Annotated in this window: 22 protein-coding genes; 9 read left to right on the plus strand and 13 right to left on the minus strand. The window is 72.2% G+C overall.

The features are described from left to right. Positions 1-2,383: 2,383 nt before the first annotated feature. Positions 2,384-3,532: an alanine racemase gene (gene alr, locus FJ251_04880; GenBank protein ID MBM4117068.1), complete on the plus strand. Its 1,149-nt coding sequence runs from the start codon at positions 2,384-2,386 to the stop codon at positions 3,530-3,532. Here alr and FJ251_04885 read toward each other — a convergent pair. The 7 genes from FJ251_04885 to FJ251_04915 all read right to left on the minus strand — a co-directional run bounded on the left by FJ251_04885 (position 3,474) and on the right by FJ251_04915 (position 9,999). After that, a complete protein-coding gene (locus FJ251_04885) occupies positions 3,474-4,187 on the minus strand; it encodes a hypothetical protein (GenBank protein MBM4117069.1) in 714 nt (237 codons plus the stop codon). The two genes, alr and FJ251_04885, sit on opposite strands and share 59 nt — an antisense overlap. A gap of 35 nt (positions 4,188-4,222) precedes the next feature. Continuing rightward, entirely contained in the window at positions 4,223-5,869 is a 1,647-nt protein-coding gene (locus FJ251_04890; protein MBM4117070.1) for a S41 family peptidase, read from the minus strand. Positions 5,870-5,946: 77 nt separating this feature from the next. Beyond that, entirely contained in the window at positions 5,947-6,594 is a 648-nt protein-coding gene (locus FJ251_04895; GenBank protein MBM4117071.1) for a dTMP kinase, read from the minus strand. Between the two features lie 32 nt (positions 6,595-6,626). Continuing rightward, positions 6,627-7,274: a CDP-alcohol phosphatidyltransferase family protein gene (locus FJ251_04900; protein ID MBM4117072.1), complete on the minus strand. Its 648-nt coding sequence runs from the start codon at positions 7,272-7,274 to the stop codon at positions 6,627-6,629. Between the two features lie 60 nt (positions 7,275-7,334). Further along, positions 7,335-8,048, minus strand: coding sequence for a 16S rRNA (cytidine(1402)-2'-O)-methyltransferase (gene rsmI, locus FJ251_04905; GenBank protein MBM4117073.1), 714 nt, complete (start codon positions 8,046-8,048; stop codon positions 7,335-7,337). Next, complete coding sequence (locus FJ251_04910; GenBank protein ID MBM4117074.1) at positions 8,045-8,893, minus strand: NAD+ synthase; 849 nt, start codon at positions 8,891-8,893, stop codon at positions 8,045-8,047. Before FJ251_04910 ends, rsmI begins: the two co-directional genes overlap by 4 nt. Then, positions 8,890-9,999 (minus strand): hypothetical protein, encoded by a 1,110-nt coding sequence (locus FJ251_04915; protein MBM4117075.1) that lies wholly within the window; start codon positions 9,997-9,999, stop codon positions 8,890-8,892. Before FJ251_04915 ends, FJ251_04910 begins: the two co-directional genes overlap by 4 nt. Between FJ251_04915 and FJ251_04920 the strand changes: the two genes are divergently transcribed. Next, positions 9,998-10,570, plus strand: a complete 573-nt coding sequence (locus tag FJ251_04920) for a hypothetical protein (protein MBM4117076.1) — start codon at positions 9,998-10,000, stop codon at positions 10,568-10,570. The genes FJ251_04915 and FJ251_04920 overlap by 2 nt on opposite strands. 66 nt (positions 10,571-10,636) lie before the next feature. Here the strand turns inward: FJ251_04920 and FJ251_04925 are convergent, their stop codons facing one another. Then, entirely contained in the window at positions 10,637-10,951 is a 315-nt protein-coding gene (locus FJ251_04925) for an integration host factor subunit beta (protein MBM4117077.1), read from the minus strand. Positions 10,952-11,348: 397 nt separating this feature from the next. Here FJ251_04925 and FJ251_04930 point away from each other — a divergent pair, with 397 nt between their 5' ends. Then, a complete protein-coding gene (locus FJ251_04930) occupies positions 11,349-11,768 on the plus strand; it encodes a hypothetical protein (GenBank protein MBM4117078.1) in 420 nt (139 codons plus the stop codon). 35 nt (positions 11,769-11,803) lie between these two features. On the opposite strand, the gene FJ251_04935 is transcribed toward FJ251_04930, so the two are convergent. Both FJ251_04935 and FJ251_04940 read right to left on the minus strand, forming a co-directional pair. Further along, positions 11,804-12,721: a branched-chain amino acid aminotransferase gene (locus FJ251_04935; GenBank protein ID MBM4117079.1), complete on the minus strand. Its 918-nt coding sequence runs from the start codon at positions 12,719-12,721 to the stop codon at positions 11,804-11,806. A gap of 39 nt (positions 12,722-12,760) precedes the next feature. Continuing rightward, positions 12,761-13,048 carry a cold shock domain-containing protein gene (locus FJ251_04940; GenBank protein ID MBM4117080.1) on the minus strand — a complete coding sequence of 96 codons (288 nt, stop codon included), beginning with the start codon at positions 13,046-13,048 and terminating at the stop codon, positions 12,761-12,763. 107 nt (positions 13,049-13,155) lie between these two features. Between FJ251_04940 and FJ251_04945 the strand changes: the two genes are divergently transcribed. Beyond that, positions 13,156-14,274 (plus strand): serine/threonine protein kinase, encoded by a 1,119-nt coding sequence (locus tag FJ251_04945; protein ID MBM4117081.1) that lies wholly within the window; start codon positions 13,156-13,158, stop codon positions 14,272-14,274. A gap of 5 nt (positions 14,275-14,279) precedes the next feature. On the opposite strand, the gene rsgA is transcribed toward FJ251_04945, so the two are convergent. After that, entirely contained in the window at positions 14,280-15,251 is a 972-nt protein-coding gene (rsgA, locus tag FJ251_04950; protein MBM4117082.1) for a ribosome small subunit-dependent GTPase A, read from the minus strand. 130 nt (positions 15,252-15,381) lie between these two features. Between rsgA and FJ251_04955 the strand changes: the two genes are divergently transcribed. Further along, the gene (locus FJ251_04955) at positions 15,382-15,903 is read left to right on the plus strand and encodes a PTS sugar transporter subunit IIA (protein ID MBM4117083.1); all 522 of its coding nucleotides are present in this window, start codon (positions 15,382-15,384) and stop codon (positions 15,901-15,903) included. Beyond that, positions 15,903-16,265 (plus strand): hypothetical protein, encoded by a 363-nt coding sequence (locus tag FJ251_04960; GenBank protein ID MBM4117084.1) that lies wholly within the window; start codon positions 15,903-15,905, stop codon positions 16,263-16,265. The genes FJ251_04955 and FJ251_04960 overlap by 1 nt, the downstream gene beginning before the upstream one ends. Positions 16,266-16,367: 102 nt before the next feature. On the opposite strand, the gene FJ251_04965 is transcribed toward FJ251_04960, so the two are convergent. Continuing rightward, positions 16,368-17,621, minus strand: coding sequence for a molybdopterin molybdotransferase MoeA (locus tag FJ251_04965; GenBank protein ID MBM4117085.1), 1,254 nt, complete (start codon positions 17,619-17,621; stop codon positions 16,368-16,370). Beyond that, complete coding sequence (moaC, locus tag FJ251_04970; GenBank protein ID MBM4117086.1) at positions 17,618-18,094, minus strand: cyclic pyranopterin monophosphate synthase MoaC; 477 nt, start codon at positions 18,092-18,094, stop codon at positions 17,618-17,620. The genes FJ251_04965 and moaC overlap by 4 nt, the downstream gene beginning before the upstream one ends. Before the next feature lie 132 nt (positions 18,095-18,226). Between moaC and FJ251_04975 the strand changes: the two genes are divergently transcribed. The 3 genes from FJ251_04975 (at position 18,227) to FJ251_04985 (ending at position 21,607) form a co-directional block, all read left to right on the plus strand. After that, positions 18,227-19,504 carry a HAMP domain-containing histidine kinase gene (locus FJ251_04975; GenBank protein MBM4117087.1) on the plus strand — a complete coding sequence of 426 codons (1,278 nt, stop codon included), beginning with the start codon at positions 18,227-18,229 and terminating at the stop codon, positions 19,502-19,504. A 70-nt stretch (positions 19,505-19,574) separates the two neighbouring features. Beyond that, the gene (gene buk, locus FJ251_04980; GenBank protein MBM4117088.1) at positions 19,575-20,669 is read left to right on the plus strand and encodes a butyrate kinase; all 1,095 of its coding nucleotides are present in this window, start codon (positions 19,575-19,577) and stop codon (positions 20,667-20,669) included. Beyond that, complete coding sequence (locus tag FJ251_04985) at positions 20,666-21,607, plus strand: phosphate butyryltransferase (protein MBM4117089.1); 942 nt, start codon at positions 20,666-20,668, stop codon at positions 21,605-21,607. Before buk ends, FJ251_04985 begins: the two co-directional genes overlap by 4 nt. Positions 21,608-21,850 lie beyond the last annotated feature (243 nt).

Genomic DNA, 21,850 nt, shown 5'->3' on the forward strand with positions numbered 1-21,850 from the left:
CGCACGCCGTCTGCGTCGGGATGACCGGCTCGGGCAAGACGGGCCTGGGCATCGCGCTGCTCGAGGAGGCCGCCATCGACGGCGTGCCGGCCATCGTCATCGATCCCAAGGGCGACCTCGGCAACCTCTTGCTGGGCTTTCCCGCGCTCGCGCCGGCCGACTTCGCGCCCTGGGTAGACCCGGACGCGGCGCGGCGCAAGGGCGTCACTGTCGAGCAGCTCGCCGCCGAGACCGCCGCGACCTGGCGGCAGGGCCTGGCCGACTGGGGCCAAGACGGCGAGCGCATCGCGCGCCTGGCGGCCGCCGCCGAGCTGCGCCTCTACACGCCGGGCTCGGACGCCGGGCTGCCGATCTCGATCCTCGCCTCGCTGGCCGCGCCGGCGGGGGCGAGCGGCGAAGCCCTGCGCGATCAGGTGCGCGGCACCGTGAGTGCGCTGCTCGGCCTCGTCGGCGTCAGCGCCGATCCGCTCCAGGACCGCGAGCACATCCTGCTTGCGACGCTCCTCGAGCGCGCCTGGGCCGCGGGCGAGTCGCTCGGCATCGAGCGCCTGATCGGCCTCATCCAGACGCCGGGCCTGGAGCGCGTGGGCGTCTTCGACCTGGAGACCTTCTTCCCGGCCAAGGAGCGCTTCGCCCTGGCGATGGCCTTCAACGCGCTGCTCGCCTCGCCCTCCTTCGCGGCCTGGATGCAGGGCGAGCCGCTGGACCCGGCGCGACTCCTCACTGCGCCCGACGGCCCGCCGCGCCTGTCGATCTTCGCGATCGCGCACCTCGGCGACGCCGAGCGCATGGTCTTCGTCACGCTGCTGCTCGAGCAACTCCTCGCCTGGCAGCGGCGACAGGCCGGCACGGCGAGCCTGCGCGCCCTGCTCTACATCGACGAGCTCTTCGGCTACCTGCCGCCCGTGGCCGAGCCGCCGAGCAAGCGTCCCCTGCTCACCCTGCTCAAGCAGGCGCGGGCGGCGGGGCTGGGCATCGTGCTCTGCACGCAGAACCCGGTGGACCTGGACTACAAGGCCCTGTCGAATGCGGGCACCTGGTTCATCGGCAAGCTGCAGACCGAGCGCGACCGGGCGCGCCTGCTCGACGGCGTGGGCAGCGCGAGCGCGGGCGCCGCCGGCTGGGACCGCGCGCGCGCCGATCAGCTCATCGCGGGTCTCGCGGGCCGGCAGTTCCTGCTGCACAGCGTGCACGCGCAGGCGCCGCGGCTCTTCGCCTCGCGCTGGGCGCTCTCCTATCTCGCCGGGCCGCTGACCCGCGAGCAGATCCGTCGCCTGGTGCCAGCGCCGATCGCTGCGCCCGCCCCCGGGGGCGGGTCGGCCGCCGGGCCAGCTCCGGCGGCCGCGCCGAGCGCGGCGCCGAGCGCCGCCGCCCTCGCCAGCGCGCCGCCCGCCCTGCCGCCCGGCCGCAGCCAGTGCTTCCTGCCCCTGCGCGTGACGGCCCAGAGCGCCGCCCTCGCGCTGGGTCGCCGCGCGGGCGCGGCCGTGGACGAGGCCGCCGCCCGCCTCGTCTGGGAGCCGGGCCTGCTCGGCCTGGGCACCCTGAGCTTCGTCGACGCGCGGCGCGGCATCGACGAGCCGCGCCGCCTCGGCCTCCTGCTGCCGGCCGCGGCCCTCGAGCCCGTCGCCGACTGGACGGCCGCCCTGCCCGTCGCGCTCGGTGCGAGCGAGCTGGCCCTGGCGCCTCCCGCCGCGCCGGGCCTCTTCGCGCCCCTGCCCGCGCCGCTGGCGAAGGCGAGCTTCCTCAAGGCGCAGGCGCGCGCCTTCAAGGACCGCCTCGCGCGCGGCGAGCGCCTGGCCGTCTTCAGCTGCCCGGCGCTCAAGCTGGCCAGCGAGCCCGGCGAGGACGAGGCCGCCTTCCGCGCCCGCGTGCGGCAGGTGGCCCGCGAGCGCCGGGACGAGGAGGTGGCCAAGCTCGGCGAGAAGGCGAGCCTGGCGATCGGGCGCCTGCAGACTCGCCTCGAGCGCGAGGAGCGCGAGCTGGGCGAGGACCGCGCCGACTACGAGAGCCGCAAGCGCGAGGAGCTGCTCGCCGCGGGCGAGACCCTGGCCGGCATGCTCGGCCTTTTCGGGCGACGCAGCCGCAGTCTGTCCACCGCCGCCACGAAGCGCCGGCTGACGGGCCGCGCGCGCGAGGACATCGCCGAGTCCGAGGCCGAGATCGCCCGCCTGCGCGGCGAGATCGAGACCCTCGAGGCGAAGCTGAACGCGGACGCGGCGGCGATCGCCGCCCGCTGGGACGGCGCCCAGGCGGAGGTCCTCGCCCGCGAACTCGCGCCGCGCAAGAGCGAGCTCAGCGTCGACTGGCTGGAGCTGGCCTGGGCGCCGGTCTGGGACTTCGGCGCCGGCGGCCGCGTGCCCGCGTGGCAGGGGGAGGGCGGGGCATGACGGGTCCCCTCTCCTGGATCGAGGTCTCGCGCTCGGCGCTGCTCGCCAACTGGGAGCACTTCCGCGCCCAGGCCGGGCCCGAGCGCGTGCTGCTGCCCGTGCTCAAGGCCAACGCCTACGGCCACGGCCTGGAGCTGGTCGGCCGCTTGCTCGCCGAGGCCGGCCAGCAGTGGTTCGGCGTGCACACGGCCGAAGAGGCGCTGGCCCTCGCCGCCCTGCCCGCGCTGCGGGAGCCGAAGCTCCTCGTGCTCTCGGCCGTGCCGACGGAGACGATCGGCCGCCTCGCCGCCGCGGGCGCGCGGCTCACGCTGATCGACCGCGAGGGCCTCGCCGAGGCGGCGGGCGCGGCCGAAGCCGCCGGGATCGACCTGCCCGTGCACCTCAAGCTCGAGACGGGCGTCAACCGCCAGGGCATTCGCGCCGAGGAGCTGGAGGCGCTCGCCGCCGCGCTCGCGGCCAGCCCGCGTCTGGTGGTCGAGGGCCTGCACTCGCATTTCGCCAACATCGAGGATACTACCGACCACAGCTACGCCCGCGGGCAGATGGAGCGCTTCGCGGCGATGCGCGCGCGGCTGGCTGCGCTGGGCATCGTCCCGCGGCTCGCGCACGCCTCCTGCTCGGCGGCGGCGATCCTCTTCCCCGAGACGCACCACGACCTGCTGCGCGTGGGCATCAGCCTCTACGGCCACTGGCCGAGCCGCGAGACGCGGGTCAGCGCGCAGGCCGTCGGCCGCAATCGGCTGGATCTGCGCCCGGCGCTGAGCTGGAAGGCGCGCATCATCCAGGTCAAGCCCGTGGCGGCCGGCGCCTACGTCGGCTACGGCTGCACCTGGAAGGCGGAGACGGCGACGCGGCTGGGCGTCCTGCCGATCGGCTACTACGATGGCTACGACCGCAGTCTCGGCGGCGCGCACGCGCTGGTGCGCGGCCGGCGGGCGCCGGTGCGCGGCCGCGTGATGATGAACCTCACGCTGATCGACCTCACGCACATCCCCGAGGCAGCGCGGGGCGACGCGGCGGTGCTGATCGGTTCCGACGGAGAGGAGCGCGTGAGCGCGGAGCTGCTGGCCGAGGCGGCCGGCACGATCAACTACGAGATTCTCGCGCGTCTGGGCAGCCATTTGCCCCGAGTCGAAACGGCTTGACGTCCGCGCCGTCCTTGCGCGGCAAGCGCTCCAGCTCGCCGGTCAGGATCAGCCGCTCGAGCATGCGCTCGACGTCGCGCAGGTTGTGGATGGCGTGGTGCTCCAGCCCGCCCTCCTCGCAGCGCCGGCGCAACTCGCCGCGCGCGAAGACGAGGTCGGCGGCGGCGGCCGCGCAGACGTCCCGCCCCTTCTCGCCGACGAAGATGAGCGGCACGCCCGGCCGGCGGAAGCGCTTCAGGTGGTGCAGATTGCAGCTCGGGCAGTCCTGGCAGCCCAGCACGTTGAAGTAGGGAAAGCGCAGGCGGATCGTGAAGGGCTCGACGTCGATCTGATTCGCGAAGACCGGGATCCGCTCCAGGCCCTGCCGCCGCAGGATGGTCTCCACGATGCGGCCCATGCGCTGCGTGAAGACGCCGAACAGGATCTGCTGCTCGTCGACGAAGTCGTAGAAGTCGGGGAAGTAGCGCTCGACGGACTGCCGGCGGATGTAGTCGTCCACGGCGTCCATGTCGATGCTGGCGAAGGCGGCCGAGCTGCAGCCGCCCTCCCGCCAGTCGCGCCAGGCGCGCTCGGCCAGCGCGTTGGCCGGATGGTCGTCCTCCCGGACCGCGAGGACGCCGGTGTCGGCGTCGCAGAGGAGACTCGCCTTGTACATGCGACCGTCCGGGCGCCGCGCCCGGACGGCGCGGTCTACTGCTTCTGCGAGTTGTCGTCCCCGCGCTCGCCGCTCGTGGCGAACAGGGCGTTCAGATCGTGCTGGTCCTTGAGCAGGCCCAGCGTCTCCTGGAGCACGCGGTCCATGCCCAGCGTCGACTGGTAGGCCTCGGCGGCGCCGAACTGCTTGTAGAGGACCTCCCGGCGCAGGGCCATGCGGATGTAGCCCTCGTTGGCGCTGAAGTCCGCCGGCGCCACCGCGATCTCCTTGGCAGCCAGCCAGGCGCGGAAGCGCGCGAGTAACGCTGCGTCCACCTGGAAGTCGCGGTCCACCGAGTGCTCGGCCAGCAGCTCCACGGCGAAATTAAAGAACGCAGAGCGTCTCTCGAGGTCAAGAGCCTGGTCCGAGATTTCGTCCGCAGCGAGAACGATGTCCGGCATGATGCCGCCCCCGCCGCGCACGGGCCGCTGGAGCCGCAGCGTGGCGTAGAGCGGCAGCTGGCTCTCGATCGGGGACTCGGCCGGCGTCTCGAGCTGGGCCGTCTCGATCGCCTCCAGCTCGGCCTCGGTGACGATGCCATCGCCGTCCGTGTCGTAGTCGGGGCGCTCGTCGTTCTCGTCCTTGTGGATGCAGCGCCCGCTCGGCGTGTAGTACTTGGCCGTCGTCAGCTTCAGGGCCTCGGTCTCCGAGATCGAGAAGATGCTCTGCACGCTGCCCTTGCCATAGGAGTTGCGCCCGACGACGAGCCCGCGATCCCAGTCCTGGACCGCGCCGGCGACGATCTCGCTCGCCGAGGCGGAGTTCTCGTTGATCATCACCACGAGCGGGTAGTCGCCCGCGAAGCGCTCGTTGTCGCTGGCGTGGATCTCCTGCAGGCGCCGGCCGTCGCGGCCGCGCGTGCTGACGATGATCTGGCCCGGATCGAGGAAGAGGTCGCTGACGTCGCGGGCGCTCTCGAGCAGACCGCCCGGGTTGTTGCGCAGGTCGAGGATGAGACCCTCGATGCCCTGCGTCTCGAGGCTCGCGATCGCGGTCCGCAGCTCTTCGGCGGTGCGCTCGCCGAAGTTCACACAGCGGATGTAGCCGATGTCGCCCTCGAGCACGAAGTGGTAGGGCACGCTCTCGACGGGAATGATCGCCCGCGTGATGTGGTAGGGCAGGATCTCCTCGCTGCCGAAACGCTGAATGCCGATATCGACGACGCTGCCTTCCGGCCCGCGCAGCTTGTCGACGGCGTCCTGCACGTTCCAGCCCTTGGTGCTCTCGCCCTCGATCCGGACGATCTTGTCGCCGCCGCGGATCCCCAGGCGCGCGGCCGGCGTGCCCTCGATCGGGCTGATCACCGTCGGGTAGTCGTCCCGCACGCTGATGATGATGCCGAGGCCGCCGAACTCGCCCTTCGTCTTGACCAGCAGGTCCTCGAGCATCGCCTGGTCCATGTAAGCGCTGAAGGGGTCCAGCTTGTCGATCATCGCCTCGATGGCGGCGTCGACCAGCTCCTTGCTGTCCTCCTCCTCCACGTAGCTCTCGATGATCTTCTGGTAGACGCGGCTGAAGCGCTCGAGATTGCGCAGGGTCTCCGCGCGGTTGTTCGCGGCGGCACCGGTGGTCAGAAGGCCGGCCGCGAAGCTGGCGAGCGCGACGAGGACGACGATCAGTGTCTTCTTGTCGAGGAGGCGCACGGTGGCTCCCTGTGGGGTGAGGGGATGGTCTCCCTAAGATACGCACTCGCCGGAACGAGGGCAAAAGCCAGGCCGCTCTAGTCCGCCGCGGCCAGACGGTTCCGCAGCGCCGTCAAGGCCGCCGCCGCCACGGTCGCCGGCGGCTGGGCGGCGTCGAGCACCAGGATCCGCTCCGGCTCGCGGGCCGCCAGCTCGCGGTAGGCCGCGCGCACCCGCTCGTGGAAGGCCAGGGACTCCCGCTCGATGCGGTCGCCCCGGCTCCCGTCGGCCGCCGTCACGCCGGGCCCGCGAGCCAGGCCGCGCGCCGGATCCAGATCGAGGAAGAAGGTGAGCTGCGGCTGGCAGCCCTCGATCGCCTCCTGGTTCAGACGCACCACGCGCGCGAGCCCCAGCTCGCGGCCGCCGCCTTGGTAGGCGACGCTGGCGTCGGCAAAGCGGTCCGAGATGACCACCCCGCCCGCCGTCAGGTGCGGCCGGATGCGCTCCACCAGGTTCTGGCGCCGCGAGGCCAGGTAGAGGAAGAGCTCCGTCAGGGGGTCCATCGCCTGGTTCCCGGGATCGAGCAGGATGCCCCGCACGGCCTCCGCGATGGGCGGTCCGCCCGGTTCGCGCGTGACGAGGACCTCGTAGCCCGCCGAGTCCAGGAACTCCCGGATCTGCCCGAGCAGGGTGCTCTTGCCGCTCCCTTCGCCTCCCTCCAGGCTGATGAAGAGCCCACCGGGGATGCGTTTGGGCAAGTTCCGCGCCATGGCCGTCCTCAGCGGGAAGACCCGGCGGAGTCCGAGCGCGCGGACGCGGCGTCCAGCCGGGACGCGCGCCCCAGCACGTGGACGATGCGCTGCAGCGTCGTGACGTAGGTGAGCAGCGCGAGGGCGGCGATCACCCACTCGAGCAGCGTGAGCTCGCCCAGGCGCAGGGGCGCGAGCAGCAGCCCGAGGATGAGCAGCACCAGGCGCTCCGGCCGCTCGAGCAGGCCCACCTTGCAGTCGATGCCCAGGCCCTCCGCCCGGGCGCGCGTGTAGCTGGTCATGAGGGAGCCGGTGAGCGCCAGGAGCAAGAGGACCTGGAGGGCGAGGCGCGCGCGGTAGAGCGCGAGCAATCCCACGAAGACGGCGATCTCGGCCAGGCGATCGAGCACGGAGTCGAGGAAGGCTCCGTGGCGGCTGCTGCGCCCCGCGCGCCGCGCCATGCTGCCGTCGAGGACGTCGCAGAGCGCGCCGGCGAGGAGCAGAAGCGCCGCCGGCAGCAGGAGACCGCGGGCGACCAGGGCGCCGGCCCCGATCGAGAGCAGGAGTCCGATCACCGTCAGCGCGTCCGGACTCAGGCCCAGGCGCAGCGCGAGCGCGGCCACGGGATCGAGGGCGCGGCGGACCAGGCGCTGGGCCGAGGCCTTATCTATCGCCATAACTCCTCAATTCGTATGGGCTTACGACTCGAGGCAGGCTAGCACGGCCCGCGCTGGCTGTCAAGGCAGGCGCTCCGCCGGCAGGCGCGCGTCCTGCCCCCCCACCACCAGCACGAACTCGCCGCGCAGGCTGCGGCCGGCCAGCGCTGCCGCCAGGGCGGCCGCCGTACCCCGCCAGTACTCCTCGTGCAGCTTGCTGAGCTCGCGCGCCACCACGACCGGCCGCTCGGGCAGGAGCGCCGCCAGCTCGGCCAGGCTGCGGGCCAGCCGGTGGGGCGTCTCGTAGAAGACGGTGCTGCGGCTCTCCGTGGCCAGCGCGGCGAAGGCCGCTGCGCGCGCTCCCGGCTTGCGCGGCAGGTAGCCCTCGAAGACGAAGCGCTCGCAGGGCAGCCCGCTGGCCACGAGGGCCGGGATCAGCGCGGTCGGCCCGGGCAGAGCCTCGACGGCGTGGCCGGCCGCGAGCGCCGCGCGCACGGCGCGGAAGCCGGGGTCGCAGAGGCCGGGCGTGCCGGCGTCGCTGACCAGGGCCACGCGCTGCCCGGCCGCCAGCGCGGCGAGCAGGCGCGGTAGCTGCCGCTCCTCGTTGTGCTCGTGGAAGGAGAGGAAGCGGGCCTTCAGGCCGAGTCCGGACAGGAGCTGTCCCGTGTGCCGTGTGTCCTCGGCGGCGACGAGGTCGGCCTCGGCCAGAGCGCGCAGCGCGCGGGGCGAGAGGTCCTCGCGGTTGCCCACGGGCGTCGGCACGAGGACGAGCCGGCCGGCGGGCTCGCCGCTCATCCGCTGCCCCAGTCGCGGGGGTAGAGGAAGTCGTGGTCGGCGGTGCGCCGCGAGACCTTGGCGATCACGGGCAGGCGGCGCTTGAACTGCGAGCGGCGGATCATCTCGGTGACGCGGTCGACGAACGCGGCCTCCCAGCCGCGCGCGAGGAGCGCCTCGCGCTCCAGCCGCTCATCGAGCATCGCGTAGAGCAGCGGGTCGACCTGCTCGTAGCTGAAGCCCAGCTCGGCCTCGTCGCTCTGGCCGGCCCAGAGGTCCGCGCTCGGCGGCTTGTCGACGACGGCCGCCGGCAGGCCGAGGAAGCGGCTGAGCCCGCGCACCTGCGTCTTGAAGAGGTCGCCGATCGGATTGATGGCGCTCGCCAGGTCGCCGTAGGCGGTGCCGTAGCCGAGGAAGATCTCGCTCTTGTTGCTGGTGCCCAGCACCAGCGCGCCCTCGGCCGCCGAGCGGTCGTAGAGGATGCTCATCCGCTCGCGGGCCATCTTGTTGCCGCGGCGCAGGCTGCTCGCCTCTGGTTGACCCGCGAAGTAGGCGTCGACCATCGGCGTGATCTCCACCACCGCGAAGCGGATGCCCGTGTGCTCGACCATCAGCCGCGCGTGGGCCAGGCTCTCCGGGCTGCTCGTGCGGTAAGGCATCGCCAGGCCGAGCACCTGCTCGGGCCCCAGCGCTTCGGCCGCCAGCGCCGCGACGAGGCTCGAGTCGAGTCCGCCCGAGAGGCCGAGCACGCCGCGCGCGAGCCCCGTGCGCTGCACCTCGCTGCGGATGAACTGGACGAGGATCCGGCGCAGCAAGTCGTAGTCGAGTTCCGCCCAGGCGGCCGGCGGCCCCGGTGGCCCGCTCATCGCACCACACTCCCGGGCACTTGCGTCTCCGCGTCCGGATTGCCGGCCCGCCGGCGCAGGATGCGCTCGAGCGCGCGGAAGACGAGCTCGGGCCGCTCGTCGCGCAGGAGCGCGAAGTCGCGCCGGCGGCGCGCCACGGCCGCCAGGTCGAGCTCGGCGCTCACGAGCGCGGGCGCGTGCAGCGGCCCCGCCGCGACGAGGGTTCCCTCCGGACCGACGAGGCGGCTGCCGCCCCAGTAGCTGCTGCCGTCCTCGACCCCGCAGCGATTGCAGAACGCGATGAAGCCGGCGTACTGCCGCGCGTGGTGCCTGAGCAGGTCGTCCCAGAACTCGGCGTTGGCCGGCAGGCCGCCCGCCGCCGAGCCCTCGAGGCCGCGCAGGGGACTCGCGCTCGCGACGAGCAGGCCGAGGGCGCCGTCGAGGAAGGCGAGGTAGGGCATCGAGGGGTGCCAGAGGTCTTCGCAGATGAGGAGCGCGAGCCGCCCGAAGCGGGTGGGAAAGGCCTGCAGGCCGTCGCCGGCCGCGAAGAAGCGCTGCTCGTCGAACATGCCGTAGGTCGGCAGATAGGCCTTGCGGTGCAGGTGCAGCAGGCGGCCACCGCTCAGGTAGGCCAGGCTGTTGTGGCTGAGCAGGCCCTCGCCGCGCTCGACGAAGCCGAAGGCGAGATCGAGCGTGCGCGAGGCTTCGACGAGGGGCGCGAAGAAGGGATCCGGCCAGGGCCGGGCGATCTCGGGCACGAGGTCCTTGAGCAGGTAGCCCGTCAGGCTGAGTTCGGGGAAGAGCAGCAGGTCCAGCCGCTGCGCGCGCGCCGCCTCGATCGCCGCCAGGTGCAGGTCCAGGTTGCGGTCAGGCAGGCCCAGGGCGGGTTCGATCTGGGCCAGGCCGAGGCGAATGGTCACGCGTCCTCCCGGCGCCCGCGGGACCCTGGCGCGCGCCGGGCCCCAGGCGGGCGCCGCCAGTCTACGCCAAGCGATCCGCGGTCGCAAGGCAACGCGAGGCTTTGGTTTAGGGCCGGCCGCCCTTGATTTCGCCGCCGCCCTCCTGTACTCTCCCCGCGGCTGCCCGCCCGCCCCAGGGACACCGTTTCCCGTTTCAAGGAGCGCCATGAAACGCCTCGTCGCCTCGCTGTGCGCAGCCCTGCTGCTCGCCCTGGTCAAGCCGGCTCTCGCCTTCCAGGAGTATCCCAGTCTCGAGGTCGCGCCCTACGCGGGTTACCTGCTCTACGACGGCGACCTGACCACCTACACGAGCAACCTGGCCCTCGGCCTGCGGCTCGACCTGCGGACCTTCGCCCTGCTCGGCTTCCAGTTCCATTACGCGCGCTCGGCCAGCACCGCGGACTTCCCCGGCGTGGCCTTCGGCGAGGACGACTACGTGGAGCGCATCCAGCTCAACCTGACGCGGGACCTGCTGCTCAGCGGCGGCGTCTTCGTGTCCGGCTACGCGGGCGTCGGCTCCTTCAACCGCTACACCAAGGCGATCTACAACAACGATCCCAGCGTGCAGGCGGGCCTCGGCTTTCGCCGCAATCTCGTCGGTCCCTTCTACCTGCGCGGCGACCTCGGTTGGACGGGCGCCTTCCTGAAGGACCGCGACCCCGACTCCCCCTTCGCCGAGCGCAGCTTGACGCATCACCTCGATGCCGCGCTCACCTTCTCGGTGCTCTTCGACAACTGAGCCGCAAACGCCCGCGGGAGGGTCGTCGACCCTCCCGCGGGCGTCGAGCAGCGCTGCCGGCGGCGACTAGTGGCCGCCCTCCTGGCCATGGGCGCCCTGCGGGCTGGCGGCCGCAACCAGGTCCTTCAGCTCCTTGCTCACCTTGAAGATGGGGACGTTGCGCTCGGGCACAGGCACGGGGTCGCCCGTGCGTGGATTGCGGGCCATGCGCGACTTTCGCCGCTTCACCTTGAAGGTGCCGAAGCCACGGATCTCCAAGTGCTTGCCGGCGGCGAGGGCGTCGGAGATGGCCTGGAGGAATTGGTCCACGGAATCGGCCACGTCCTTCTTGGTGAGGCCGGTTTTCTGGACGATCTCCTCGACGATCTGGGCCTTGGTCATCGGGCGTCTCCTTCTCCTGGGGGCGGCAAGCTTTAACTCATTGACCACAGCCACATTAGAACAGCCGGTGGCGGGCTGTCAAGGGCGCCCCGGCCCCCGGCGCCCGCCGCCGGCGGGCGCTCCCTTTGCGGCCCGCCCCTCGCAGTTCGCACGGTCGCCCGGGCCGACGCCTCCAGCCGCCGGCCGCGGGGCTCCAGCCGCAACCTGCTGTCAGGTACCGTTTTCCCGCCCTGCACCGGGCATGCGATGGGCTGGTACATGCCTTGCTGCCCGGGCCCTCGGCTGCGGGGGACAACCTGACCTGCTTCCATTGACACGACCTCCCGTTTCCTCGCAGCCCTTTTCCCTTTTCCGCCTCAGCGCGCCCATCATGGAAGGATGCAAAGGAGTGGCAACGATGCACAGGATCCCGATGCTGCTGGCCGCGGTGGCGCTTCTCGCTCTGACGGCGAATGGCTGCAGCGACAGCGCCTCCACCTCCAGCGCCCCCGACGAGGACCTGACTCCGCCCACCGCGCCGGTCAACTTGAGCATCAGCGTCAAGGACGACCAGGTGACGGTGGCCTGGCGTGAGAACAGTGAGCTCGATCTCGCGGGCTACCGCGTCTACCGCACCGTCAACGAGCAGGACATGGCCCTGGCCGACACCAGCGACCACGCCCGCTTCGTGGACACCATCGAGCAGAGCGGCCTCTTCAATCTCGCCTACCGCATCAGCGCGCTGGACGAGAGCGGGAACGAGAGCGCGCTGTCGATCGCGGTGGAAGTGACTGTGGACACGGGTGAGCCGATCATCGCCTCGGGTCTGGACGACTAATCGATCGTCCTGCGCGCGGTCGGTCCGCCGGCCGCTCAGCGACCCCGCCCCTCGCCGGGCGGGGTTTCGCTTTCCGGGTGCAGGCGGAGTTCCGCGGCCACACGGGCCCGGTAGCGGGCCTGCAGCGCGCGCGTCACCGGTCCCGCCGCCGCGGGCAGAGGCTGGCCGTCCACGCTGGCGATCGGCAGGATCTCGATCGTGCTCGCCGTCAAGAAGGCTTCGCGGGCCGACAGCAGGGCGCTGGGCGGCAAGCTGTCCTCCCGGACCGCATAGTCGGCCTCGCGCGCGAGCGCCAGCACGAGGCCGCGGGTGATGCCCGCGAGGATGCCGCTCGCAAGCGCCGGCGTGCGCAACACGCCGGCAGCGTCGACGAGGAACAGGTTCGCCAGCGAGGCCTCCCCCAGCTCTCCTTGGTGATTCAGCATGATCACTTCGTAGCTCGCCGGGTCGCGCATCTCGAAACGAGCGAGCAGGGTGTTGAGCAGGTTGCCGCTCTTGATCGCCGGATCGAGCGCCCCGGGTAGGTTGCGCGGGCGCTGGGCGATCTCGACGGGAACGCCCAGCGCGTAGGCTGCGTCCGGCAGTGGACGCAGCGGCTCGGCGGTCATCACCAGTCGGGGCGGGCCGAGAGCTTCCGGGCGCGCCCGCAGATCGCCGGCGCCGCGCGTGATCGTGATGCGCACGCGACCGGCGTCGATGCGGTTGGCGGCCAGGAGGCGCGCGAGGCGGGCGGCCAGCTCGGCGGGCGGCCAGGGCAGCCGGAGATAGATCGCCGCGGCCGAACGGGCGAGGCGCTCGAGGTGGGCCGGTAGCTGGAAGGGGCGGCCGCCGTAGGCGCGCAGCGTCTCGTAGACGGCGTCGCCGTAGAGGAAGCCGCGATCGCTGACCGGTACGCAGGCCTCGGCGGCCGGTACGAGCCGGTCGTCGATCAGCACGAAGTCCGCGGCGGACACGGCGGGCCCTCGCTGGCGGGGATGGCGACGGAGACGCGATCAGGCGGGCTTGACTTCGACGGCCAGGGGGCCCTTGGGGCCTTCCTGAACCTCGAACTCCACGGCCTGGCCCTCGCTCAGCGAGCGGAAGCCATCGCCCTGGATCTGCGAGAAGTGCACGAAGACGTCGCCACCGCCGTCACGGGTGATGAAGCCGTAACCCTTGGCGCCGTCGAACCACTTCACCTTCCCGGTAACACGCAATGCAGACTCCCTTGCAGACGTTGCCGCCCTCCCCGCCCGCAAAGGAAAAGGCGGCCGGCTCAGGCTACAAGCTGGTAATAACATGCAGCAAGTTGCGGCGTCAAGGCAGCCTCGAACTGCCTCCGGCTTCCGCGTGGCGCCCCAGACGACCGCCTGCCTGCCTGGCACGCCATTTGACCCTGTGAGCTGGAATGAGCACCGAACTCGTCGAAAAACCGATGCCCCACGTCCAGTTGGGCGAGAATTACACGATGAAGCGCCCCCTGGCGACGGGCGGCGCCGCGCGCATCTTCCTGGCGCGCCAGAACTCCCTCGATCGCGACGTGGTCGTCAAGGTGCTGCGCCGACAGCTCTCCGCGCAGGAGGAGTTCCGGCGCCGCTTCGCCGAGGAGGCGCGTCTGCTCGCGCGGCTCGAGCACCCGAACATCGTGCAGGTGATCGACTTCGGCGAGCAGGACAGCTACTACTACTTCGTGATGGAGTACGTGCGCGGCGGCTCGCTGCGCGACCTGCTCGAGCGCGCCGAGAGCCTGCCCCTGGACGTCGCGCTCTCGATCGCCTACTTCACGGCGCGCGGTCTGGCCTACGTGCACGACCACCACGTCCTGCACCTGGACATCAAGCCGGCGAACATCCTGCTCAATCGCGAAGGCGCCGTGAAGGTGGCCGACTTCGGCCTCGCGCGGCTCGTCGACACCCAGCGCAGCAAGGGCAAGAGCGCCCACCCGGCGGGCACGCCGCTCTACATGTCGCCCGAGCAGGTGCAGGGCTCGCCGCTGGACGCGCGCAGCGACCTCTTCTCTTTCGGCATCGTGCTCTACCAGCTGCTCACCTCGCGCACGCCCTTCGCCGGCAACAGCAGCGACGAGGTCTTCCGCGAGATCCTCAACTGCCGCGTCGATCCGCCCTCGCGGCTGCGCGAGGACGTGCCCGTCTTCGTCGACAACCTGGTGATGACCTGCCTGCAGCGGGACCGCTCGCTGCGCTTCTCCCACGGCAACGCCCTGATCGCCGACCTGCACACGGTGCTGGAGAAGCTGGGCATCCACCACCCCGACGAGCGGGTCCAGCAGTACCTGAGCGACCCCAACCACTACCGGGTCGTCCTCAAGAAGGCCACGCTCGACGCCACGCGGCCACCCCTGCGCGCGCGCCTCAAGGCGCGCCTGCGCAAGCCGGTGACCGCCGTCGTGATGGGCGCCGGCCTGCTCGGGCTCGAGGCGCTGCTCCTCATGCAGATGCCCGTCCTCGGCGCGCAGGCCCAGCAGCTCTGGCAGCGCCTGCTCTCCCTCTTCGTGCCCGGCCGCTGAGGCGCCTAGCAGCCGGTCGCCCGGCCGGCGCGGATCGTCTCCAGGATGCGCAGGTAGCTCTCGTAACGGCGGAGATCGACCGCCCGCTCCTCGACCGCCGCGCGCAGGCGGCAGTCCGGCTCGTGGGAATGGCTGCAGTCCGGATAGCGGCAGCCGTCCAGGTAGGCCCGGAACTCCGGGAAGCAGGCCGCGAGCTCCAGCGGCGCGAGGCCCCAGAGGCCGAACTCGCGGACGCCGGGGCTGTCGGCCACCCAGCCGCCCTGCGCCAGCGGATGCAGCGCCGTGGCCGTGGTCGCGTGCCGGCCCTTGCCCGTGGCGGCGCTGATCTCCCGGACGCTGAGCTCCAGGCCCGGCTCGATGCGCCCGAGCAGACTGCTCTTGCCAACGCCGGAGGGGCCGAGGAAGAGGCTGACCCGCCCGCGCATCGCCTCGGCGAGGCGCTCGCAGCCTTCGCCGCTCTCGGCGCTGGTCATCAGCACTCCGTACCCGGCGCTCCGGTAGGGCAGCACCATCGCCAGGCGCTCGGCCAGGCCGCTGAGATCGCACTTGTTCAGGACGAGCACGCCCTCCAGGCCCTGGTGCGCGAGGGCGACGAGGAAGCGGTCCACCAGGCGCGCATTGAAGGCCGGCGCGGTAGCCGCCATGACGACGAAGACCCGATCCAGGTTCGCCATCAGGACCTGCTCCCGGCGCGCCCCAGCCGCCTCGGCGCGCGAGAGCTGACTCAGGCGGGGCAGCAGCTCCTCGATCACCCCCTCGCGCTCCGGGTGCGGCAGGCTGCCCGTCAGGCGCACGAGCACGCGGTCGCCGACGACGACGTTCCGCACCTGCCGCAGGCGCTGCTTGCGGATGCGGCCGCGCAGGCTGCAGGGCACGCGGTGCTCGCCGACGTCCACCAGGAAGCGCCCGCTCTCGGCCCGCAGGACGCGGCCCTCCAGGCGCTCCTCCTCCGGGCCGCGAGGGTCGAGCTTCACCATGCGCCGATCCTAGCAGAGCGCCGCAGGGGCGGAAAGTCCACCGGCCCCTCTTGTTAGCCGCCGCCCGATTTGCTAGCGTGTGCAGGGGTTCTCGGTCCCCACATCTGCATTGTCTTGCACGAGGTTGGCGATGCCGGAGTCCAGGGCCAAGGCGGCGCGCGGCCGCGTCGAGGAAGGTGGCGAGTCGATGAATCATCAGGAGCTGATCACGCTCTTCAGCGAGGAGCTCTTCATCGCAGATCTCAAGGCGCGCGATCGCGATGGCGCGCTGCAGGAGATGGTGGACCACGCCGCCAAGGCCGGCATCATTCGCGATCGCGACGTCATCCTCGGCATGCTCAAGAACCGCGAGAGCCTGGGCAGCACGGGACTGGGCCTGGGCGTCGCCTTCCCGCACGGCCGCTCGCTGGCCATCCCCTCGCTGATGGCGCTGTTCGCGCGCTCGCCCAAGGGCGTCGACTACGGCGCCATCGACGGCAAGCCCGTGCAGCTCTTCTTCATGTTCATTGCGCCGCCGGTCGAGAAGGAGAACCGCTACCTGCCTGCGCTCGGTCAGGTGGTCGAGATGATCCGCGACGAGCAGACCCGCCAGCGCTTGCTCGAGATCAAGAGCTTCCCGGAGTTCCGCTCGCTCATTCTGGGAGAGGACTAGTGCCCAGCCTCAACGAACAGCTCCTGCTCCTGGTCGCGCTCCAGGACCTCGACACGATGATCCGCGAAGCCGAGGACAAGGTGCACGCGGACAAGCTCCAGGCGATGGGCTTCCCGCTCGAAGGCGTCGATGATCTGCGGCGCGCCCGCAAGGAGCTGGCCGAGAGCATCGAGCGGCCGCTGCTGACCCGCTACGAGCGCATCCTCGGCCGCCTGGGGCGGGCCGTCGTCCCCATCACCGGCGACGTCTGCCTGGGTTGTTTCGCAATCATCCCAACGAGTTACACGTCCGCCGAGAACCGCGACCGCATCCTCCAGTGCGAGAACTGCGGCCGGATCTTCTACTGGCCGCGGGGCACTTGACACCCTACGGGGCTTCTGGTAGCGTATAGCTTTCTCTCACCCTCCTGCGGGGGCCTCAGCATTCGCCGAGCTCCTGCAGGTTTTTATTTGGGGCCAACCCGCTCAGTCGCCCGCGCCCCAGTCGCTGGGCGGCGCGATGAGGGCCGCGCGCAGCAGCGTCCCCGCCGCCAGTTCTCCCGTTCCCGCCGGCAGGATCAGGAAGGCGTTCGCCGCCGCGAGGCTGCTCAGCACGTGGCTCCCGTGCGGCGGGATCGGCTCGGCCCGCCAGCCCGCCTCCGTCCAGCGCAGCGCGGCGCGCAGGAAGACCTGCCGGTCGGGCCGGCCGCGTGCCGGCGATTGCAGGCGAGCGCTCACCGTCGCCGGCTCCGGCGCCGGATCTCCGGCCAGCCGTCGCAGTGCCGGCAGGACGTAGTACCAGAGGGTCATGAAGGCGGAGACCGGATTGCCCGGCAGCCCGAAGACGGGCCGCCCGCGCCAGAGGAGGAAGGCGAGCGGCTTGCCCGGCTGCTGCCGCACCCGGTGGAAGACCCACTCGGCGCCGAGTTCGACGAGCAGGCGCCCGACGGCGTCGTGCCGGCCCATCGAGACACCGCCGGTGGTGACGAGCAGCTCGCTGGTGTCCAGGGCCGCCGCGAGCAGCGCGCGCAGGCGCCCGGGATCGTCCGGCGCGATGCCCAGGTCGCGGGCGGGGAAGCCGCTCTCGGCGAGCAGCGCCAGCGCGGCCGGCCCGTTGCTATTGCGGATCCGGCCGGGACCGGGCCGCTCCCCGAGCGGCGCCAGTTCGTCGCCGGTCGCCAGCACGCCGACGCGCGGCAGGCGCCAGACCGGTGCGCGCGCAAAGCCCTGGGCGGCGAGTAGGGCGACAGCCGCCGGGCCCAGCCGCGTGCCCGCGGCGAGCAGGGGCGCTCCGGCGCGCAGGTCCTCGCCGGCAGGGCGCAGGTTGCTGCCTGTCGCCTCGAGATCGGCCAGGAAGCGCACTCCCACCGGGGTCTCCTCGGTCCGCTCGACGGGGATCACGCCCCCGCAGCCGGGCGGGACCGCCGCCCCGGTCATGATGCGCAGCGCACTCCCCGGCGGCCAGGCGAGATCGGGATCGCCGCCCGCCGCGATCTCCCCCGCCAGGGGCAGCAGGCGCGGCGCCGCCGCGCTCGCCCCCGCGACATCGACAGCGCGCACGGCGTAGCCGTCCATGGCGCTGCTGGTGAAGGCGGGCAGGTCCTCGCGGGCGAGCAGATCGGCCGCCAGCCGCCGCCCCAGCGCCCGGGCCAGGGACAGGCGCTGGACGCGCGGCGCGGGCAGCGCCGCCGTCACCAGCGCCTTCGCCTCCGCCACGCCGATGTCCCGCGGCGCCGTCATGCCGCCCGCCAGTCGCCGCTCGCGCCGCCCGACTTCTCGAGCAGGCGGATCGGCCCGATCACGATGCCCTTCTCGACGGCCTTGAGCATGTCGTAGGCGGTCAGGGCCGCCACGCTGGCCGCGGTGAGCGCCTCCATCTCGACGCCCGTGCGGCCGCGGCAGCGGGCGCGCGCCCGGATGACGAGCACGCGCGTCTCGGCCTCGAGGCTGAAGTCGACCGCCACCGTGTCCAGGCCCAGCGGATGGCAGAGCGGGATCAACTCGGCCGTCCGCTTGGCGGCCGCGATGCCGGCGATGCGCGCCACGGCGAGCACGTCGCCCTTGGCCGCCCGGTTCTCGACGAGGGCGCTCCAGGCCGCCGGCCCCAGGCTGAGCCGCGCCTCGGCGAGCGCTTGCCGCTGCGTGGCCGGCTTGTCGCCGACGTCCACCATGCGCGCCTCGCCGCCCGGGCCCGTGTGCGAAAGTTCTCCCATACTGCCGTCTCCACCGTGAATCGGTACGCGGGATGCAATCCCCCCCCCGGCGGCTGCGGGCGCCCCGAGCGGGGGGCCCCGCCGGCGCCACCGGAAGGACGCAGAGGGTAGCACGCGCCGCGACGGGAAGCGATGCCTCCGCCGCCGGCGCCGACCACGGACGGCAGGATGGACGCGGGCAAGGGCTTGTTGCCGATCCTCGAACGGAACGCAGAGGCGATCCAGGAGGCCGTGGCGCGCCGTTTCCGCAATTCCGGACGCTGCGCCTTCGACCAGTTCGATTTCGAGGGCCTGCGCACCCTCGCCTGGCGCCACATCGACCCCATCCTGCAGTCGCTGCGCTACGAGGACGACTTCCTCTTCACCTTCTTCCTCGACTATGCCAGCGAGCGCAACGCCGAGCAGGGCCTGCCGATCGAGGACAGCCTGCTCACCCTGAACATGGTCAGCGAATCGCTCTGGGAGCTGACCGTGGCCGAAAGTCCGCCCGCCGAGCTGGCGGACAACCTGTCGCGGCTGGTCTCCATCCTCGGCAAGGGCAAGGACGGCATCGCTGCCAACTACATGACCCAGCGCGACCAAGCCCTCGACGAGCTGCGCCGTTCCAACGAGAAGCTGCTGGAGAGCACGAAACGCAAGCTGGAGTTCCTCGCCAAGGTCAGCCACGAGCTGAAGACGCCGCTCACCAGCGTCATCGCCTACTCGGAGCAGCTCGAGGACGAGAGCCTGCCGCTGGCCATCCGCACCGAGTTCGGCCACGTCGTCCACGAGCAGAGCAGCAAGCTGATGCAGCTGATCGAGGACCTGATGGAGCTCAGCCGCATCGAGACCGACCACACGCGGCTGAACCTGAGCTGGTCAGACCCGGCGGCCGTCATCCACGAGGCGATCGGCACCGTCAAGGCGCGCGCGGACAAGAAGCAGGTGCGCCTCGAGCTGGATCCGCTGCCGGTGTTGCCGCGCGTCTTCATGGATCCCTTCCGCATCCAGCAGGTGCTCTGGAATCTGCTCACGAACGGGGTCAAGTACAACGAGGCCGGCGGCCGCGTGCGCGTGAGCGCCTGGGTGCAGGGCGAGGAGCTCCGCGTCAGCGTGAGCGACAACGGCATCGGCATCAAGCCCGAGAATCAGCAGGCGATCTTCGAGAGCTTCCATCAGACGCACGAAGCCCTGGCCATGCTGGAAGGCGGCGTCGGGCTCGGCCTCGACATCGCCCGCCACTACCTGCATCTCCACGGCGGGCGGATCGCCGTCGAGAGCGTCTACGGCGAGGGCTCCACCTTCAGCTTCTGGATCCCCCTCGCCGGCCCGCCCGGCGCGACCGCTGAGCCCGCCGAACCGGAACCGCCGCTGGCGGCCACGGCGCCGAGCCAGCTGCCGGACCACACGCCCAGCGCGCCCGGAGCCTAGGCCCTCCCGCATTGACGCCGGTCGCCGGCCGCGTACACTGTAGGCGCACTCTCGCTGGGCGGAGGTCGCCGTGTCGCTGGCCGTGCTGGTCGTCAATCCGGGCTCCACCAGCACCAGGCTGGCGCTCTGGAGCGAAGCCGGTTGCCTGCAGCAGGAGGAGCTGGCGCACAGTGCGGCCGACATCGCCGGCTGCCAGCGCATTGCCGACCAGCTGCCCGCGCGCCTCGCCGCCGTGCGCGGCTTCCTGGCCGATGCGGGCGAGCCGGCCTTCGCCGCCGTCGTCGGGCGCGGCGGCCCGCTGCGTCCCCTCGAGGGCGGCACCTACCGCATCGACGCGGCGATGGTCGCCGATCTCGCCCGGGCGCGCTACGGCGAGCACGCCAGCCTGCTCGGTGGACTCATCGCCCGCGAGCTGGCGGCGACGCGCGGCTTGCCGGCTTTCGTCGTCGACCCCGTCTCGGTGGACGAGCTCGACCCCGTCGCCCGCCTGAGCGGCGTGCCCGAGATCGAGCGCCTGGCTCGCAGCCACGCGCTCAGCCTCAAGGCCGTCAGCCGCCTGGCTGCGGCCGAGCTGGGGCGCCCGCTGGCGGAGACCCGATTCGCCGCCGCCCACCTCGGCGGCGGCATCAGCGTCGCCGCCCTGCGCGGCGGGCGCATCGTGGACGTCAACGATGCGCTGCTCGGCATGGGCCCCTTCACCCCCTACCGCGCCGGCGCCCTGCCGCTGCGCGGCGTCCTTGACCTGGCGTTCAGCCCGAATGCTACCAGGGGCCAAGTGGAGCAGAAGCTGCGCGCCGAGAGCGGTCTCTACGCCTACCTCGGCACCGGCAATCTCCTCGAGATCGAAGCCCGCATCGCCGCCGGCGACACGCGCGCCGCGGCCGTTGTCGAGGCGATGGCCTACCAGATCGCCAAGGAGCTGGGCGCCGTCGCCGCCGCGCTCGCGCTGCGCCTGGACGGCGTGATCCTCACCGGGGGCATGAGCCGGAGCGAGCTGCTCGTCGGTCGCCTGCGCGAGCGCGTGGGTGCCCTGGGGCGCTTCTTCATCTACCCCGGCGAGCGCGAGATGGAAGCGCTCGCCCTCGGCGCCCTGCGGGTACTGCGCGGCCAAGAGATGCCGCGCGTCTACGACCCGGCCGGCGCCCCGGCGGAGCAGCGCTCATGATCCGCGACTTCGATCGCCTGCTGGCGAAGGTGGCCGGTGCGCCTTCCAAGCGCGTGGCGGTGGCGGGGGCGGCCGCGGAGCCCGTGCTCGAGGCCCTGGCGGCCGCGACGGCCAGCGAGCTGGTGGAGCCCCTGCTGATCGGCGACGCCGCGGCCATCCGCCGGCGCGCGGAGCGCCTGGGCTTCGACATCGGGCCCTTCACGCTGCTCGACGAGCCGGGCGACGACACGGCGCTCAGCGCCCGCGCCGTCGCCGAGGTGCGCGCGGGGCGCGCCGCCCTGCTGATGAAGGGAAGCGTCGCCACCGAGGCCCTGCTCAAGGCCGTGCTCGAGAAGGAGGGCGGCCTGCGCGTGGGGCGGGTACTGAGCCACGTCGCCGTGGTCGAGCTGCCCAGCTACCCGCGCCTGATGCTGCACACCGACGGCGGGATCAACATCCACCAGGACCTGCGGACGCGCAAGGACATCCTCACCAACGCGGTCGAGCTGGCGCGCTGCCTGGAGAACGACCACCCGCACGTCGCCTGCATGGCCCTGGTGGAGAAGGAGAACCCGAAGCTGCCCGAAACGCTCGACATGAGTGAGCTGATGCGCTGGGCGGGCGGCGGGCCGCTGGGCAACCTGATCATCGAGGGGCCGCTGGCGATCGACGTCGCGCTCAGCCGCGAGGCCGCCGAACTGAAGGGGATTCCGAGCCGCGTCGCCGGCCGGGCGGACATCTTCCTCGGCCCGAACATCAGCGCGGTGAACTTCGTCGTCAAGAGCCTGATCCTGCTGGCCGGCGCCCGGGTCGCGGGGCTCGTGCTCGGCGCCGCGGCGCCCATCGTGCTGCTCTCCCGCAGCGACAGCGCCGAGATCAAGCTCCTCAGCCTGGCGCTCGGCTCCCTGCACGACGAGCAGGAGATCGCCAGCCGCCGGCACCGGCCCTTCTTCGGCTAGCGCCGCCGGCAGGAGCGCCGCCATACTCGCCGCCGTTGCCCCTGCGAACCGCGAGCGCCACGGCTGCCGCCCCTGCGCCCTGTGGGCGGCCATTGACGCCGCAGCCGCCCGGACTATCTTCTTGAGGGAACCGGATTCACCGGTCCGATTTGCCGCCTGCCGCGGAGGATTGCGATGGACGCCTCCCCCAAGCCGCTGGAAAAAGTGCGCTACCTGCTGTCGGGCAACGAGGCAGTGGCCCTG

This window comes from bacterium (assembly GCA_016873475.1).
Taxonomy (GTDB): domain Bacteria; phylum Krumholzibacteriota; class Krumholzibacteriia; order JACNKJ01; family JACNKJ01; genus VGXI01.